The 16,785-nt window shown below is 35.1% G+C and carries 17 protein-coding genes; 1 reads left to right on the top strand and 16 read right to left on the bottom strand.

The window, feature by feature from the left end:
• Positions 1-22: 22 nt before the first annotated feature.
• From P7D84_RS08595 to P7D84_RS08520, 16 genes are all read right to left on the bottom strand, one after another.
• Entirely contained in the window at positions 23-205 is a 183-nt protein-coding gene (locus P7D84_RS08595; protein ID WP_137603646.1) for a hypothetical protein, read from the bottom strand.
• Between the two features lie 22 nt (positions 206-227).
• Positions 228-923 carry an L-ribulose-5-phosphate 4-epimerase gene (locus tag P7D84_RS08590; RefSeq protein WP_311801433.1) on the bottom strand — a complete coding sequence of 232 codons (696 nt, stop codon included), beginning with the start codon at positions 921-923 and terminating at the stop codon, positions 228-230.
• Positions 924-988: 65 nt separating this feature from the next.
• A complete protein-coding gene (locus P7D84_RS08585; RefSeq protein WP_311806062.1) occupies positions 989-2,050 on the bottom strand; it encodes a galactitol-1-phosphate 5-dehydrogenase in 1,062 nt (353 codons plus the stop codon).
• 21 nt (positions 2,051-2,071) lie between these two features.
• A complete protein-coding gene (locus P7D84_RS08580; protein ID WP_311806061.1) occupies positions 2,072-3,493 on the bottom strand; it encodes a PTS galactitol transporter subunit IIC in 1,422 nt (473 codons plus the stop codon).
• 97 nt (positions 3,494-3,590) lie between these two features.
• Positions 3,591-3,893 (bottom strand): PTS sugar transporter subunit IIB, encoded by a 303-nt coding sequence (locus P7D84_RS08575; protein ID WP_137603650.1) that lies wholly within the window; start codon positions 3,891-3,893, stop codon positions 3,591-3,593.
• A 19-nt stretch (positions 3,894-3,912) separates the two neighbouring features.
• On the bottom strand, positions 3,913-4,371 hold the full coding sequence (locus P7D84_RS08570) for a PTS sugar transporter subunit IIA (RefSeq protein WP_311806059.1): 459 nt from the start codon (positions 4,369-4,371) through the stop codon (positions 3,913-3,915).
• Between the two features lie 214 nt (positions 4,372-4,585).
• Positions 4,586-6,679 (bottom strand): BglG family transcription antiterminator, encoded by a 2,094-nt coding sequence (locus tag P7D84_RS08565; protein ID WP_311806058.1) that lies wholly within the window; start codon positions 6,677-6,679, stop codon positions 4,586-4,588.
• 215 nt (positions 6,680-6,894) lie between these two features.
• Positions 6,895-7,953 carry a zinc-binding dehydrogenase gene (locus P7D84_RS08560; RefSeq protein WP_311806056.1) on the bottom strand — a complete coding sequence of 353 codons (1,059 nt, stop codon included), beginning with the start codon at positions 7,951-7,953 and terminating at the stop codon, positions 6,895-6,897.
• A 148-nt stretch (positions 7,954-8,101) separates the two neighbouring features.
• Positions 8,102-9,370 (bottom strand): PTS galactitol transporter subunit IIC, encoded by a 1,269-nt coding sequence (locus P7D84_RS08555; protein ID WP_311806054.1) that lies wholly within the window; start codon positions 9,368-9,370, stop codon positions 8,102-8,104.
• Positions 9,371-9,556: 186 nt separating this feature from the next.
• Positions 9,557-9,847, bottom strand: coding sequence for a PTS sugar transporter subunit IIB (locus tag P7D84_RS08550; protein WP_311806052.1), 291 nt, complete (start codon positions 9,845-9,847; stop codon positions 9,557-9,559).
• An 18-nt stretch (positions 9,848-9,865) separates the two neighbouring features.
• Positions 9,866-10,339: a PTS sugar transporter subunit IIA gene (locus P7D84_RS08545; RefSeq protein ID WP_311806050.1), complete on the bottom strand. Its 474-nt coding sequence runs from the start codon at positions 10,337-10,339 to the stop codon at positions 9,866-9,868.
• Positions 10,339-12,414, bottom strand: a complete 2,076-nt coding sequence (locus P7D84_RS08540) for a BglG family transcription antiterminator (protein WP_311806048.1) — start codon at positions 12,412-12,414, stop codon at positions 10,339-10,341. The genes P7D84_RS08545 and P7D84_RS08540 overlap by 1 nt, the downstream gene beginning before the upstream one ends.
• A gap of 425 nt (positions 12,415-12,839) precedes the next feature.
• A complete protein-coding gene (locus P7D84_RS08535; protein WP_311806046.1) occupies positions 12,840-14,300 on the bottom strand; it encodes an aldehyde dehydrogenase family protein in 1,461 nt (486 codons plus the stop codon).
• Between the two features lie 145 nt (positions 14,301-14,445).
• Positions 14,446-14,853: a DUF4809 family protein gene (locus tag P7D84_RS08530; protein ID WP_311806044.1), complete on the bottom strand. Its 408-nt coding sequence runs from the start codon at positions 14,851-14,853 to the stop codon at positions 14,446-14,448.
• Complete coding sequence (locus tag P7D84_RS08525; protein ID WP_311806042.1) at positions 14,846-15,523, bottom strand: HAD family hydrolase; 678 nt, start codon at positions 15,521-15,523, stop codon at positions 14,846-14,848. Before P7D84_RS08525 ends, P7D84_RS08530 begins: the two co-directional genes overlap by 8 nt.
• Positions 15,524-15,717: 194 nt before the next feature.
• A complete protein-coding gene (locus P7D84_RS08520) occupies positions 15,718-16,290 on the bottom strand; it encodes a TMEM175 family protein (protein WP_311806040.1) in 573 nt (190 codons plus the stop codon).
• A 254-nt stretch (positions 16,291-16,544) separates the two neighbouring features.
• On the opposite strand from P7D84_RS08520, the gene P7D84_RS08515 reads away from it, so the two are divergent.
• On the top strand, positions 16,545-16,739 hold the full coding sequence (locus P7D84_RS08515; RefSeq protein WP_311806038.1) for a hypothetical protein: 195 nt from the start codon (positions 16,545-16,547) through the stop codon (positions 16,737-16,739).
• The last annotated feature ends 46 nt before the right edge of the window (positions 16,740-16,785 follow it).

Genomic DNA, 16,785 nt, shown 5'->3' with positions numbered 1-16,785 from the left:
ATCCTCCACTATTTATACTTAATTAAAGGAGGATCGTAATTAGTCGTGCCACGATCATAAAAGCCACACCTAACAAGCCATGAATCCAATAAGTTTTGCTTTTTACGACATCACCATTGGCACCAATGACCAGTCTTTTAGCACCATCAAAAAATATTTTGATAAAAAAGGCTAATCCAATCAAAATAAACAAATTACTAATCATCTTAATCCTCCTAAACTACTAATTATTTTTGTCCATAATAAGCATTCGCACCATGTTTCCGTAAATAATGCTTATCCAATACTCGCTGTGGTAATTCTTCTGCAAAGGAATTTAATTGTCGTGTTAATAAATTCATCTTGCAGACTTCTTCTAATACTACAGCATTCATTACTGCACTATTTGCATCTTTTCCCCAAGTGAATGGGCCATGTCCGTGTAGCAAAACTCCTGGAACTTCTAAAGGTTTAATTCCCCTTTCACGAAAAGTTTCAATAATCACATTCCCAGTTTCGTGTTCGTAACCCTTATCAATTTCATTTTGTGTTAAGAAACGAGCGCAAGGGACTGAGCCATAAAATGTATCAGCATGAGTAGTTCCCATTGCTGGAACATCCAAGCCAGATTGTGCCCAAGCTGCTGCCCAGGTTGAATGGGTATGAACAACACCACCAATTTCCGGAAATGCCTTGTATAAAACCGCATGAGTCGGTGTATCAGATGACGGATTTAAATTCCCTTCAATGACGTTATTATCCAAATCAACTACAACCATGTCATCAGCTGTCATTTCTTCATAACTGACACCACTAGGTTTGATAACAAAATACTTAGTCTCAGGATCATACGCACTGACATTTCCCCAAGTGTATTTAATTAAACCATGTTTAGGTAATGCTAAATTTGCTTGAAATACTTCTTCTTTTAATTGTTCTAACATCGTTTAAGACCCCTTATTCTTTTTATTAGAATTATTCTTTTTCTTCAAAAAAATGTGTCTGATCTTTATTCTGGATCAATTGCAACAACGATTTTGTTATAGATAAGTTCTCGCTTAAACATCCTAGGCAATATATCTGGTAAATCATCTAATGTAATTTCATGACTTATCATTTCTTTAAACTTGATACGATGTTTAGACATTTCATCTAGCGTTGCTTCCCAGGCACGACCAGGATAAGGTGCCGTATAAGAATTCCATGAACCTTTAATTGTTAACTCTGCTCGCATAATTCGTTCTGCTTCATGTTCAGATAACGGCAAGTCTTGGTGCGATATCCCAACTAGCACTATTGTCCCGTGCTTACGAGTAATTAAAAGTGCTTGTTTTTGAGTAAACTTACTTCCTGCCGTTTCAATTACTACATGTACTCCTAGACCAGTTTCTGCCTTGATGGCCTCTTCTAAATCTTGATTTTTACTATTGATTATTACATCTGCTCCAAGTTGTTTTGCCAAGTTCAATTTTTCATCAAAAATATCAACTGCAATTACTTTTTTCGCACCAAATATTTTTGCAATTTGAATCGCAAATTGTCCAATCGGTCCACAACCAAGAACTGCGACTGTATCTCCTACCTTAATATCTGAGCGTTGCATCGCATGCCAACTAATTGTTGCTGGTTCCACTCCAGCAGCTGATAACAAATCTAAATCTTCTGGCATCATTACACAATGTTCTTCAGGTACTTTTACGTATTCTGCAAAGGCTCCATTACTGCCTGTACCGATTATGTTATAATTATCACTGAGCCCATAAGACCCTTCTTTTGTGTATTCAGAATTTGGATCTGGGATCAATGGTGCAACAGCGATCTTGTCTCCTACTTGAAATTTTGTGACCTGTGATCCTACCCGATCTACAGTACCACTAAATTCATGCCCTAAAATGAGCGGATACATTCTTGCACCTTTTTCTAAGTTTGCGCGGGGTACATCTGAGCCACAGATCCCCGCGTAAGCAACTTTAACTAATACTTCTTCTTCACTAATATCCGGAATATCTACTTCTTTAACTTCCAATACGCCAGGTTTTACTAATACGCTTGCTTTCATTTTTTTTGTCATGATATCTTTCATCCTTCTCTATTAAGCTACCTTAGTTTTGGCTTCAGGACTCTCGACACTATTTTTTGCCGCAGCACGTTCAACATATCCATAAAACGCTTCTTTATTTTTACGGAATAAGAAGTATACGACAAAGTATGCAACGATTGTCAAGCCGATCCATAATGGATTCTGACTTAAAAATGCTAAGAAGATTAAACCAAAAATCGGTTTTCCTAAAATGTTAAAACTTGTTACCATTAATGCACCAGCTGGTAAAGTAACACCTACCGTTTGTGCAATTTCTGTAAACATTGGTGCTGTGTAAGTACACATATATAAACCTAGACTAAACCAGATCACACCGTTAATTAATGTCTTTGCAATATTTCCATTTGATAAACATACTAATGCTTGGACCATATACGGAATCGCTAACAAGTCTACAACTGGTAACGTTTGGTTTCCAGGTAAAATCATTGCAATGAAAACCATAATCGGAATTAAAAGTATTCCTGAAATCAATGTTGCTGGTTCACCATATCCGGTTGCATCATTTACACCTAGATACCACTCGCGTCCTTCATTGTTGCCACGAACATTTTTACTTGCTGCTTGTGATATTGGATTGAATGCCTGTGCAAAAATTCCTGCTACTTTAGGGAAGATTGCCATTACCGCACTCGTTGCAATTCCAACCTCTGTAATCTGTCCCCAAGCAGATAATTCAGCTAAATTACTTAAATTTCCTAGAATTCCTAAAAATAGACCTAAAAACAATCCTAAAGAAATTGGTTCACCTAAAAAGCCTAATTTTTTCTGTAACCCTTGAGGATTTAAACGAACTTTATGCAAGCCAATCATGTTCCAAATCGGATCCATTAATAAAGCAAAGATGCCTGGTTCGATATTATGCATTGCTATAATTGTACAATTTGGATAATGATAATAACTAGACCATCTTCTGGCTAACATTTCTGACAATAATAAACTGTACATATTTAATAAACACATTAAAACAACTGCTAAGATCATATTCTTCGTAGCTAGATATACCATCGAACCCCAAACCATATAGGAATAGTTATTCCATAAATCTGAAGGTTGGAATACATTGGTCCATTTCACTAAGAAAAGTACTGTTTGTAGCACCAATGCGATAACTAGATAGATCATCCCTGCTTCTGTCGAATAGGCAACTAATGCAGTTGCTTGCCAACCTACATCAAAGGCTGGGAGATTGATCCCTGTTTGATCGACCATCTGTTGAACCACTTTGGAAATAATTGGTGTATATGAGTTCAAAATCAAGGTGAAACCCATCAGCCCTACACCCGCATATAATCCAGATAAAAATGCTTTTTGAGTTTTCACTTTCAATACTTTGGCAACGACAAAAATCATTACAGGAACAAAAACCGCTGAGCCAAATGTATCAAAAACACTCTTTAATGTTTCTAACATCTCATTACTCCTTCTTTTTTAATATATTTATTTTTTTACTTTGCTAAATAAATCAATACTTTCTGTAAGAAACCAAAAACAGCCTTTTCTCAAAAAATTATTTATCTAGTGTCAGTAAAACTTCATCCACTTCTTCTAGAAATTCTTCTTCACCAAAACCCGTTAAGAAACCGATCGCATTTACTACTGGAATTCCATAATCACCTTCAGGTAACGGACTAGTATACGTAATGAAATCAAATTTACCTGTATTTGCTAACGACAAAGCTTCATTGGGATTGGCCTCTGTTGTATCGATAGCATATCCCTTTTCTCCTAATGTTTCTTTCAATTTTTCTGCCACCATTGATGATGTTACTGTTCCTGAACCACAAACTGACAATACATTGTATCTTTTCATTATTATTCCTCCTTTTTGCTTACGCAATTTCTAATTCCATTTTTGTTATGATGGTATACATTTCCTCTACAGATGATGCTTTTTCTAAACGTTTTAGTGTCTCAATATCTTGAAAAAGTCCCATTAATTTGCTGAGCATTTTAACCTGACCATCAGGATCCTCAACTGCCATTAAAATGACTAATGAAACACGTACCTTTTCTTCTGGATTAATCATTGAATGAACTTCAATAGGTTCTTTCAGAGTAGCCACTGCCAAAATCGATTGACGCACATGTTCTCGATCCGTATGAGGAATCGCAATACCATAATCTCCCATCTGTAATCCTGTTGGGAGACTCTTTTCTCTTTCTAAAACCGCTGGAACGTAGGTTGATTTAACATACCCTAGTTCCTCCATCTTTTGTCCTAGAAATGTAATTATTTCTTCGTAATCTTGTGGTTTCATTTTGCTAAAAAGCAATTCTCGTTTAATCACTTTATCCCTCCTGTTCTATTTTTTGCTTCTTGCTTAATCAAAAGATATCACGCAAACGCTTTCTTTTGAATTTGTTTTGAACTCATTTTTTACTGAACCTATTCCTGAATATTTGTATGACTTGCTGAAAACATTAATTTATCAAGTGTTTCTTTTCAATTAATTAAGTAATTGAAAAGAAAAAAGGCCACTCTAACTTAGAGTAGACCTAAATTTATATTTTTTTAAATTTTTGGATAATTGCTAATAGTGACTCTTTATCATTTGCATTATCTAGACATCGGATTATCTTAGGATCACTAGCAATTTTTAACAATTGCATCATAGGTTGGATATGCATTTTTTTATCAGTTGCAGAAATAACAACGACATAATGATATGTTTTTCCTTGACTCATAAACCCTTGTGTTACCTTCGCTAAGCACATTCCTAATTCATTAGCTCCGTTTTCAGGAACTGTATGGGGAATAACAATTTTATTTCCTAATAAAATATTAGGGGTCACTTCAGGAAATTGATTTTCTAAGTGTTTCAAATAACGAGCCTCAACAATATTTCGATCAATTAAATTGTTTGTTGCTGCCTGTAAAACTTCTGACCAGCTCAATTTATTCTCCAAAATGATGATACTTTCCTTCGTAATCAAATCACTCAAATTTAACTTTGTTTCATTTGTTAGAATTTCTTGATCTTGAATTTGGAAAATTGAATTATAAGAGATCATCAATTCTTTACGAATTTTCCCTTCTGTTTCAGTATTCATTGGAAGGTGCTTTTTAATGATTGATAGAATATGATCTGGTTGTAATTTATAACTATCAATTTTATAAATTAACTGAATCACCTCATTGACAATCAAAGTTTTATTCATATCTGAAAGATCGTTGCCAACAACGATAACAGGTAGATCTGTTTTTAATGGAGTAGTCGAAAAAATTAATTGAATATCTAAAGTTTTCTCCTTTTCATAAAAATCACGAATCGATAGAGACGTACTAAAGTGAATCATTGGAAACCAATTGTCTAATGTATTTTCCAAAAGTTTTGAACTAATAATACCATTTGGACAGACAACTGCGGCTTTTACAATCGTATTATCAAGATTAATAGGTTTTTCTTTTTGCATATAAGCTCCAATAAACATAGTAATCAAATAAATCTCATCATTTGGTATCCGCTCTTCAAAAAATACTTCCAAAGGAGCAATCGATGATTTCACAATAAAAAATAACGGGTCCAATTGATTTTTAACAATATCTGTTAACATATAATCAGAAGTTAAGCCATATCGAATTCGATAATATGCCGGTATCAAATGAAGAATCAAATTTTCAATCAATCGTTCCTTATCATTTAGTTGGATGATTGTATTTTTTTCTAATGTGGTGATAAACATTTCGATATGTATTCGTAATGTCTCTTTATTAAGGGAAAAAATATTACTTAAATCAGTTATCTTAAGTGAGAGGATATAAAGGCAGAGATAAAGGTGATCTGTATACGACTTTGGCAACATTTTTTTACCAGCTAATACTTTTACAACAGCTGCATATTCATTAGTATCCATAATTTCTTTTGCTTGTAAACCGAAATATTTCTCAATATAGTGATGATTTTTTATTCTACGATCTAATAGTACTAAAAAATAAGGAGCTGTTTGTATCCGATTATCAGTATATTGAACTTGTAATTCTTTCTCGATTGAACGTAGTAGCTTTCTTTGTGTTTCAATTTCTTTTGATTGTATAGCTAAATATTTTTCAAAAATTTGGTGATTATAAATTGAGTCGATTACTTGATCTGTTACTACAAGAATCAGTCCCCGAATAGTCTCTTCATCTCCTCGAAAATAGTAACCATTCTTTCTGGAATAATCGATCGTTAGTTTGTACTGTTTCAGTTGTTTTTTTAATTTTTTTATGTCAGAAACAATTGTATTTTTACTAACTTCTAAACTCTCAGAAAAATGATACAGTGAAAGATAATCAGCAGAAAAAATTAGTAATAAAATAACTAAAAGACGATAATCTTCCTCTAAAAAACTATATTCATCTGCCATCAACTGACTCTCACTATTCTCAATTCCCGAAAAAGAATTAACTACTTTTGTATCTACTACAAAAGTACCATTACGTGAGCGAATGATTTTTCGATAGTCATTTTCTTGTAAATAAGCATTGATTTTTTTTAATGCATAATCCAATTGATTACGAGTTAAGTCATATTTCTCTATAATTTCTTTTGAAGAAATATTTACTGTAGAAGCAATAAGTTGTAAAACTTGAACACTTCGATTATCTAAATCCATTTATTTTCCTCCTTTTTTATTTTACTTCCAGTCTAGCTCAAACAAAAATGATAGTAAACGCTTTCTTTATATTGTTGATTTAAAATAACATTTATATAAGATTTAATCAATATTGTATTTATGTTTGGATCCACATATTCAAATGATTTCTATAAAAATACTCCTGAAATTAAAAAAGCTATACCAAGTATTTTGGTATAGCTTACTTATTTTGTTTAAAATTCTCCTGGATTAGACTCAATCATTACCTTGATTTCATTGCCTTCCATTACTTTATCAAAAGCTTCACGCCATTGTGTCAGTGGGAATTTTTTCGTGATCATTTCATCAATATTGATGGCACCTTTAGCTAATAGATGAATCGCAATCGGCCAATCATATGGGTTTTGTGACCGACTACCAATGTATTCAATTTCTCGTTGAATAATAGATTCAGTATCCAAATCTACCATTTTATTAGCGAATAAACCAACTTGTACAAATTGGCCCTGTTTACGAAGCAATGGCAAGCTAGCATTGACTGCTGGTACAGCTCCTGATGCATCGTAAACTTTATCCACGCCATATCCATCTGTCACTTCATTGACAATGGCAGCTAAATCTTCTTTCATTGTATCCACAATAATATCTGCACCTAGCTTCTTCGCTAAGGCTAAACGATGAGCATCTTTCGTGATCCCAGTCATGATGACAAAAGCACCAATCTCTTTAGCAATTTGTAATAAGAATAAACCAATTGGACCAGGGCCCATAATAATAATCGTATCTTTTAATTCTAAATGACTCTTTTGATACATTGCATGAACACAACAAGCCAATGGTTCACTCATCGCAGCTCCTTCATAACTTAGGTGATCTGGTAATAAATGAATACTTTCTTCACGAGCTAGTACATAATTGGCCATTGAGCCATTTTGTTGGGTCCCGATTCCTTTACGATGTGGACATAGATTGTATTTCTTTTCTTTACAGTAGTCACATTCTCCACAGACATAAAAAGTTGTCTCACTGGTTACACGATCACCAACTTTGACTTTTGTTACCTTGTCGCCTACTTCTACAACTTGTCCAGAAAATTCATGCCCAAGTACAACAGGTGTTGTAGGATTTTTATATTCTCCTTTAAATGTATGAATATCAGAACCACAAATACCTGTATAAGCAACTTTGATCAATACTTTATCTTCAGTAGCTTCCGGTACTGATAAATCAATAAACTCCATTTTGTCATATCCTGGTTCTTGTTTTGAAACGCCCTTCATCATTTTTGTCATTACTGTCTCTCCTCATTCATATTAAGGAAAATAATTTTGGTTGGAAAATTATTTTGATTTTTTTGTGTATTTTATTTCTTTAGATAGTTTTTGTTTCTAAATTGAATGTATCCTTTTTATTTTTATCATTGAAAAATTAGATTAATTCCTACATTACTTGAGCAACTAATTCTGAGAATTTTAGGAAGATCCATTTCAAAAAGTTTCCGCCAGTATCTAAGTTCGTGATCTCAGCTGCACCTTCTGGGAATTTAACGATTCCTTGAGCCATTTCAGTGATAACTGGTGCAAAGTTTGTTGCCATTAGTAATGCTGCTGCCATAACAACGGTTAAAGAAATAACTGAATGTAAAATATTTCCTTTACGACTAGGGACAACTAAAGCAGCGAAAAATGGAATAGTTGCTAAGTCTCCAAATGGTAATACTCGGTTTCCTGGTAAAATAACCGCTAAGAATAATGTGATAGGTACCATTAAAAGACCTGTTGATAATGCTGCTGGTGATCCGGTTGCTAATGCCGCATCCATTCCTAGATAGATTTCACGATCACCATAGCGACTTTGTAATAATTTTTGAGCACCTTCTTGGATCGGAATTAATCCTTCCATCAAGATCTTTACCATTCGTGGCATTAAGAACATTACACCACCCATATTTATTCCCATTTGTAAAATACCGATAAAGTCGTAACCACCTAATAAACCAAGGAACATCCCGATGATGATCCCCATAATCATTGGTTCTCCAAAAATACCAAATCGTTTTTGGATTGTTTCAGGTTTTACATCTAATTTATTGATACCAGGAATTTTGTCGACTAACCAGCCAACTGGTAACGCCAAAATAGCATAACCTTGCGCTGAACCAGTTGTAATACTGATTCCTTCTAATCCATAATATTCTTGAACTTTTGGTGCTGTTTTATCAGCAATGATTTGGATGATAATCGTAAATAAAATTCCGCATAAGATGCCGAAGAAAAAACTTTTTGTTACAATATAACCAGTTGCTGCTACAGAACTAACATGCCAGTAGTTCCAGATGTCAATATTTAGTGTTTTGGTCCGATTTAATGCCAACATAACCAAATTTACAACTAAAATCACTGGAATCATCACAGCCGCGATTGGTTGCGCCCATGTCCCGGCTGAGACTGCTGGCCAGCCAGCGTCAATAATTGTCAGGTTCAATCCAAACCGTTCAACCATTGCTTGTGCAGCTGGACCAACATTTGTAGTTAATACATTGATCACCAAATTGATTCCGATCATCCCAATACCTACGGTTATCCCCGATACAATTGCTTTTTTTACTGGAACTCTGAAAATAATACCGACAATGAAGATAATAATCGGCAACATGACACTTGCGCCAGCACCTAAAATACTCTGGACCACATTCATTAAACCATCCATAGATTCCTTCCTCCCAATCGTTTTAATATATAAATTATTCGTGTATCTAACTTCGAGTAAGTCATTTCTTTTACCTTATTCAACTAACTACCTGTAAGAAAATTAGAACGCATCGCTAGCTTACAAGCTATCTATGAATACAAACCGACTTAGTTAAAACTTGTAAACTAGCTCCTTTGCCAAAAATTATTGAATACCTTTAGCTACTTCAATAATTTGATTCTCGATTTTTTCTGTTCCAATCCCTGTTAGAAATGCCATTGCTGAAATTGCTGGAATTTTGTATTGTGTCGGTAGCATCGTTGTCGAGATCAACATATCTGCTCCATCTTGTCTTCCTGCTGCTTCTGCAATTTTGATTTGCGTGATTTCTACGGGCATATTATTCTTAGCGAATAATTCCTCGACCTTTTTCATAACTACTGTTGATGTTGCGATACCTGCTCCACATGCTACTAATACGCGAATTGCTTTCATAATATTTCTCTCCCTTTTCTATAAATGATTATTTTTAATGGTACTGATTAACTCATTCTCTGTTGTTGCAACTAATAATTTTGATAAAACTGATTCGTTTTGTAATAGTCCCATCAAAGATTGCAGCATTTCTAATTGTGCATGAGGTTGATTCAACCCTAATACAAAGACGATTTGGGCTTCAACTTGCTTGCTATTGTCCTCCATACTTTTAAAAACTACCGGTTCCTGCAGTGTAATGACTGCCACAAATTCTTCCAATACACATTCTGCATCTGTATGGGGAATCGCTGCTCCCAAACTCATCAATTGAATTCCCGTCGGAAAGGTTGCTTCTCGTTTCTTAATTCTTTCTAAGAAGTCTTCTCGAACCCATCCAAGATCAGCTGCTTTCTGATAAACTTCTTCAAACAATTCATCGTTTGAAGAAAAATTTGCTTGTGCGAAAACTAACGGTTCTTTCACATAGGAACTTAGTGTCGTTTCTGTCATTATTTTGCCCTCCAATACTCATCGTTGAAATTGCTCAACGACTCCCGAATTTCTTCTTTTGTGGTCGCTTTCTCTAATTTTGTTAACTCATCTCCACCTGCTAAACTCATCATTTCAAAAATCAAATCGAGATGTTCTTCTTTATCATTAGAAGCTAATAGGATTACTGTATGAATCCTTTTGCCATCCTCAGTTAAGATACCTTTTTTTACTAATCCCAAACTAATTCCTACCCCAATTGCTCCTGCCTCAGCTACTGTATGCGGCAACGCGATCTTATGACGTAAAATTGTATAAGCTGGTGGGACGGGCATCTCTTTTTTTAATGTCTGGACGTAATCCGTCGTGATAATCTGTTGACGCTCTAGCGGGTATGCTAACGCATCTAATACTTCAGACCAGCTAATTGTCTCTTCAAAAATTTGGATTGTTTCGCCTTTTAATAAATCTATCAAGTGTGGACGTTTCTTTTCTAGAATTCTAGTTTCTTTAGGAGCAAACAAACTTAATAGTTCTTCATGAAGACCTGCTTCATCTTCGATGGTGGCATGTTTTTTTACTACTGCTAAGATTTTTTCCAGCGTTACAATCTCAGTGTGAATAATTGCCGTAGAACGTAAAACTCGTTCTCGTAATTGCCGTTTTACTTGTTCAGATAAAAAATTATTCACAACAAAAACTTTTTTTTCTGTTTTCAACGGAACTGCTGAAAAAATGAAATCTACATCATAATCTTTTCGGTAGAATTCTCGAGCAGACATCGATGTAACAAAATCAATCTCTGGAAGCAAATTTTTCAATGTATTCTCTAATAAGACAGTGATTGAAATACCATTTGGGCATACAACAATTGCTTGCTTTCGATTTTCCGGATGGACGATTTCTGAACTTTCTACAATATGACTGCCAATGAATAACGAAATAAAAAACAATTCTGCATCTGGAATCGGCTGATCGAAATAAGCTTCTAGAGGGCCGCTGGCTTCTTTAACTAAAAAGAACAATGAAAATAGATTTGCATCTTTATTTTCTTGATAAAAACGGGTCTGCAGATTCAAATGATACTTGATTCGATAATACGCAGGTCGCATATGAACGAGTAATCGCTCCAATAATTTTTCTTTTTCTTCTAAGTTGACACTAGCAATCCGTTCAAAATTTGCGATAACTTTTTCTAAAGCTTCCCGCATTTTATTGATCTCTTTCACTGACAAAATATCACCACGTGAAAGATTGGTCGTCAGCAGCAGCATCGTCAAGTAAACGCGTTCATTTTCAGTTAAGCCATCAACATCCCAAATAACTCGATCAGCTGCTAAATATTCTTTTGTATCAGCTAACTCTCGATAGTTGACTTTAAAACTATAAGAAATCAGCTTGCCCTTTTGTGCTCGTCGAATTACTAAAATAATCAACAATGGTAAAGTTTTCAGTCGCTCATCTGTGAATTGAACCCTCAACTCTTCTTCCACTAATTCCACTCGCTTGCGAAAGACTTCAATCTGTTGTGGATTGATATTAGCAAATTGGCTAATGAAATTGATACCGTTGTACATCACTGCTAAATTATTCAATAAATTAGAAAGAACATTGCGTTTGTTCCACTCATCTCCTTGAATGAAATAGCCTTTTTGACGAGTATATTTCAAGTCTAGTTGACTTTGTTGAAGCTCTTGGGTAACTTCTTTCAAGTCTCGTAATACGGTATTACGGCTGACTTTTAGTTCGTCAATAAAGTGATTCAACGATAAATAGTCTTCTTTACTAAGTAACATCAATTCGATTATGGCCGCTCGTTCTTTACCGGAAAATACATAACTCTCGGTTGATTCCCCGAGCTGTTCATCACCACCCTTATAATTTGAGAGAATCTCACTTGCGATGAGAAAATGTCCATTTTTTGTTCGTTTGATCTCACTCAACTTTTCATCTAGTAAAGAATCATTAATTTTTTTCAACGCGTAGTTTAATTGCCCACGCGTTAAATCAAATTTTTCACACAATGTTTTACTAGTGATCTGCGGGTTGTTGATTAACTCAACAAAAATCTGATTGGTTCGTTCTTCTAAGTTCATCCTTATCCCTCTTTACATCCTTAATTTAAATGAAAAACGCTTACATTTCCATCTTATTTGTTCACAAATAATTCAGTGTTTTTTATGCAACTTGGTGCTGATAAATACTATTTTTTTATAAAAAAAATAAATGGAACTGAGAAACATCTAAATAATAGCACGAATACTTAGTTACATTCCTATTTTTTACTATCTTTTATGCAACTTGGTACTCTTTTTTTCTATTGATTTTATCAACAGTCTCATTATTTGTCTGTTTTTTATGTAAGTTAGACTTCACAGTCTTTATCAGTAAAAATACTGTATTTTAACGTTGAATGTTGAATAAACTAAAAAAGGGTACTGAATTGAACTATTTATCGTCCTCTCAGTAACCCTTTTATTCAGAATTTTTTTACTGTATGTCCCTATCTTTTTTTCATAATTTAAAATGGGTAGTTATTTTTTTCGGTTCTGGTTGTCACCCATTGAATACGGGTGAACTCTTCTAGTACCCATTTGCCATTAAAACGTCCGATACCAGAATTTTTTTCTCCGCCAAATGGTGCATTGGGTTCATCAGCTACAGTCAAGCCATTGATATGACACATACCGGCTTCTATTTTATTTGCTAATAATCTGCCTTTAGTCACATCTTTCGTAAATAAAGCACTGGACAAACCATACTCTGTGTCATTCGCTGCTTTGATCGCAGCGTCTGTATCTTTTACTTTCAAGATTGGAAGCACTGGGCCGAAAATCTCTTCATGAAAAATTGCTAAAGTAGGATCGTCTGAAACTAACACAACTGGTTCAACGACTTGTCCTTTGATTGAACCTTCTACTAAAAACCTTGCTCCAGCTACTTGCGCTTGCTGAAGAACTTCTTTGATATGATCTGTTTGTTTTTGATTAATGATTGGACCGATGATCGTATCCGCTTCAGCAGGATTTCCTACAATCAATTTTTTTACTCGTTCGACTACTTTATGAACAAACTGATCAAAAACCTCATCGACTACGATTGCTCGATTTGCTGCCATACAGATCTGACCAGCATGCATGAATTTACTGACAACTAGCGCATGAGCAGCTTCCTCGATATCAGCATCTGCTAAAACAATAAAAGGTGAATTTCCGCCTAATTCCAATGCTACTTGTTTAATCTTTTCTCCATTCATTGCATGACTTGCAATATTTTTCCCAACTGGTGTAGAGCCAGTAAAAGAGATGAGACTTGGAATAGGATGACTTACAAAGTAATCACCAATCTCACTACCGCTGCCAACAGTGACATTCACCAATCCTTTAGGGACGCCCGCTTCTTCAAAAATTTTGGCTGGTAAAAGTCCTCCTGTGACGGGACTGTCACTCGCTGGTTTGATGACTACCCCATTTCCTGCAGCAATAGCCGGTGCTAACGAACGCATCGTCAGATGAAACGGGAAATTCCATGGACTGATAATTCCAATCACACCAACTGGTCGACGGATGACAAAACTTTCTTCGCCAGAATTATTTGTAGGTAACAGCTGATTTTCGATACGCATTGGGAAACTAGCTGCTTCTTCAGTAATTCCTTTGGCCAAACTGACTTCAATTCCTGCCTTGATTTTTGTTGCGCCACCTTCTTTGGTCAACCATTCGCTGATCTCTGCTTGTTGTTCTTCTATTAAATGAGCTGCCTTTTGTATCACTTCACTTCGTTCCTGAGGTGTCTTGGTCATCCATTCTTTTTGAGCATTCTGCGCGGCTTGATAGGCTTCATCGACATCTTGGGTACTTGCGCCTTGAATTGTAAGCATCGTCTCTTGTGAATAAGGGTTCTTATCTTCATTCACATGCTTGGAATCACTGCCTCGTTTCCATTTCCCGCCAATAAATTGTTTGTCAAATTGTCTCTGCATAGTTTCATCCCTCCTATCTTCCATCATAGAATACGCTTTCACAAAAAGGCAAAATAACCGCTCAAAACCAAAGATGACTAATCTAGTTTCAATATATAGTCAATTTATCAGCAAAAATTAAAAAAATCCTAGATTTCTCTAGGATTTAATCAACAGCCATTTTTATCTCATAAGGTTCAATGTTGAATAGTTGGACCAAGATTTGATTGACCTGATCAAACAATTCGGTAGTTTCTGCAAAGGTTTGCTTCGTTTGAATTCGTTGATTCTCTGCTTGATAAACAACTTGATTGCCTAAGTATTTCGGTTCGATTACATCATTGCCTTTTTTCAAAACAATCATTTCTTCTCCGATACCTACAGGGATTGCTGTTTCACGCCAGCCATTTTTTTGAACGATTGTTTGAACAAGAGAAGGAACATCAAAATTATCCAACATTTCAGATAATCGATCTTCAAAATGAATCGTAAACGTCTCTGCATTTCGCATTTTGCAAGCATTGCACCCGCCTTCAACTAAAAAGGCTTTACTAGAAATTGCTGCTCTAGGCATGTGACTCCCTCACTTTCTGATAAATATTATTAAGTTTGTTTGCATCAAGATCAGCAAAAGTCGCTACGATCGTATCTGCAAAAGTCAAATCTTGTTTAGGAAACGCCGGATTAGCATAACCCACACAAACCATACCGGCATTTCGTACTGCTCCTGTACCATTTTTAGTATCTTCAATCCCCAGACAATTTTCAGGAGCGACACCTAATCGTTTAGCTGCTGCTAAATATACGTCTGGTGCTGGTTTTGAATGTGTCACTTCTTCGGTACTGACGACTTCTGAAAAATAATCTGCCAAACCAATCGTTTCTAAATTTTCTTTGATCTCTACTAACGAAGACGATGATGCCACTGCTAATTTTAAGCCTCCTTCATGTAATCGCTTAACAAAGTCCTGCACATGAGGGATTACTTTGATTCCATTTTGTTTGATCAACGCTTGACGCAAAGATGTCATTTGTTCAACATATTCCGGTACCGATAAAGGCAATGAGAATTCTTGTTTCATTTGTTCCCACATATACTCACTCGTTGTGCCCATAAATTGAAAATGATAGCTCTCTTCTACTTCGTGACCTGCTTCTTTTAACATCTGTGATTTACTTTGAAAGTACGTGTATTCTGAATCGACCAACACGCCATCCATATCAAAAATAATTGCTTCTAACATAAAGATCCTCCATACAAGTATCTGCTTAGACTCTACCACAGAACCAAAAAAGTGCATAGGTCTATTCTATAAAAAATCTGCATAGTAGCTATGATTTATTCAAGCAATAAATCCTGCACTAACCTGTTAAATTTTCTATTCTCTTATAAAAAAACTGCGACAGATCAGTGTCACAGTTTTTAGAATTAATCTATTTATAAAGTCTTTTCAATTGATTTTTCTGGAATAAACCACATCAACAAAATCAAAGCATTGACAATTAATACAGCAATCGGTGCGATTAATTTCCCTAAAATCAAGGCCACGATAGTTAGACCAATCGATAAGTACAATTTAGGATAATGTCGGAACATCTGTCCAATCTGAGAATCTATTCCGTTTGCTCGAACCAATGCTCGTACTAACAAATAATAAGCAAAGTCCGTCCCTAAAATAATCGAGCCATACAAAGCTTGCGGCGGCCAATCAAAGGGATAATTTCCCACCCAAGCAGTAGCATAAGGAAATAAGGTCATCATCAAAATCAAAAAATTGTTTGCCCACAACACCCAGCCATCCACTTTTTTTACTAAATGAAAGAGGTGGTGATGATTGTTCCAATAAATCGCTAGGCTGACAAAACTGATCAAATAAACAATAAATTTATGTTTCATAACTAAAAAAGCTGACCAATCAGCTGAACTTGGTTCATGCAATTCTAAAACGAGCAATGTCATGATGATTGCAATAACTGCATCGGTGAACGCCTCAATTCGTGATTTCGACATTTTTTTCTCCTGACTTTCTATTATTACTAATAAAAAATAAGCTTTTCCGTTGTCTTTATTAAACAAAAAAATACATGAAATATCAAGAATAACAGTGCTACTTGCACATATTCATCTATTTTTTCATAGATTAATAACTTTAGTCATTAAACTTGGTAAAGGCCTATCATAAATACGTCTTAAGTTGGACGTAAAAAGAAAAGTAATTTGCTAAACTAAATTCAAATAAAACAGATGGAAAGAAGGACATTAAAATGATGAAAGAGTATCCTATAGTTGTACGTATCTTAGCTGTTATCGGTCTTTTTTTAGTTGGTAGTTTACTTTTGAGTATCGTCGGCCCGATTTTTGCAGGCTTGATCAAATTATTCTTTAAAGTTGCTATCCCACTAGCCTTGGCTTATCTTTTGGTCAACTGGCTAACAAAACGACGTGGTCGGACTTATTAATCTGCAACTAAAAAAATCGTAGCAAGCATTCGGTAACTACCGATCT

The organism is Enterococcus dongliensis, assembly GCF_031927985.1.
Taxonomy (GTDB): domain Bacteria; phylum Bacillota; class Bacilli; order Lactobacillales; family Enterococcaceae; genus Enterococcus_A; species Enterococcus_A dongliensis.
The sequence above is the reverse complement of the archived record's forward strand: the minus strand, read 5'-3'. Positions and strand labels throughout refer to the sequence as shown.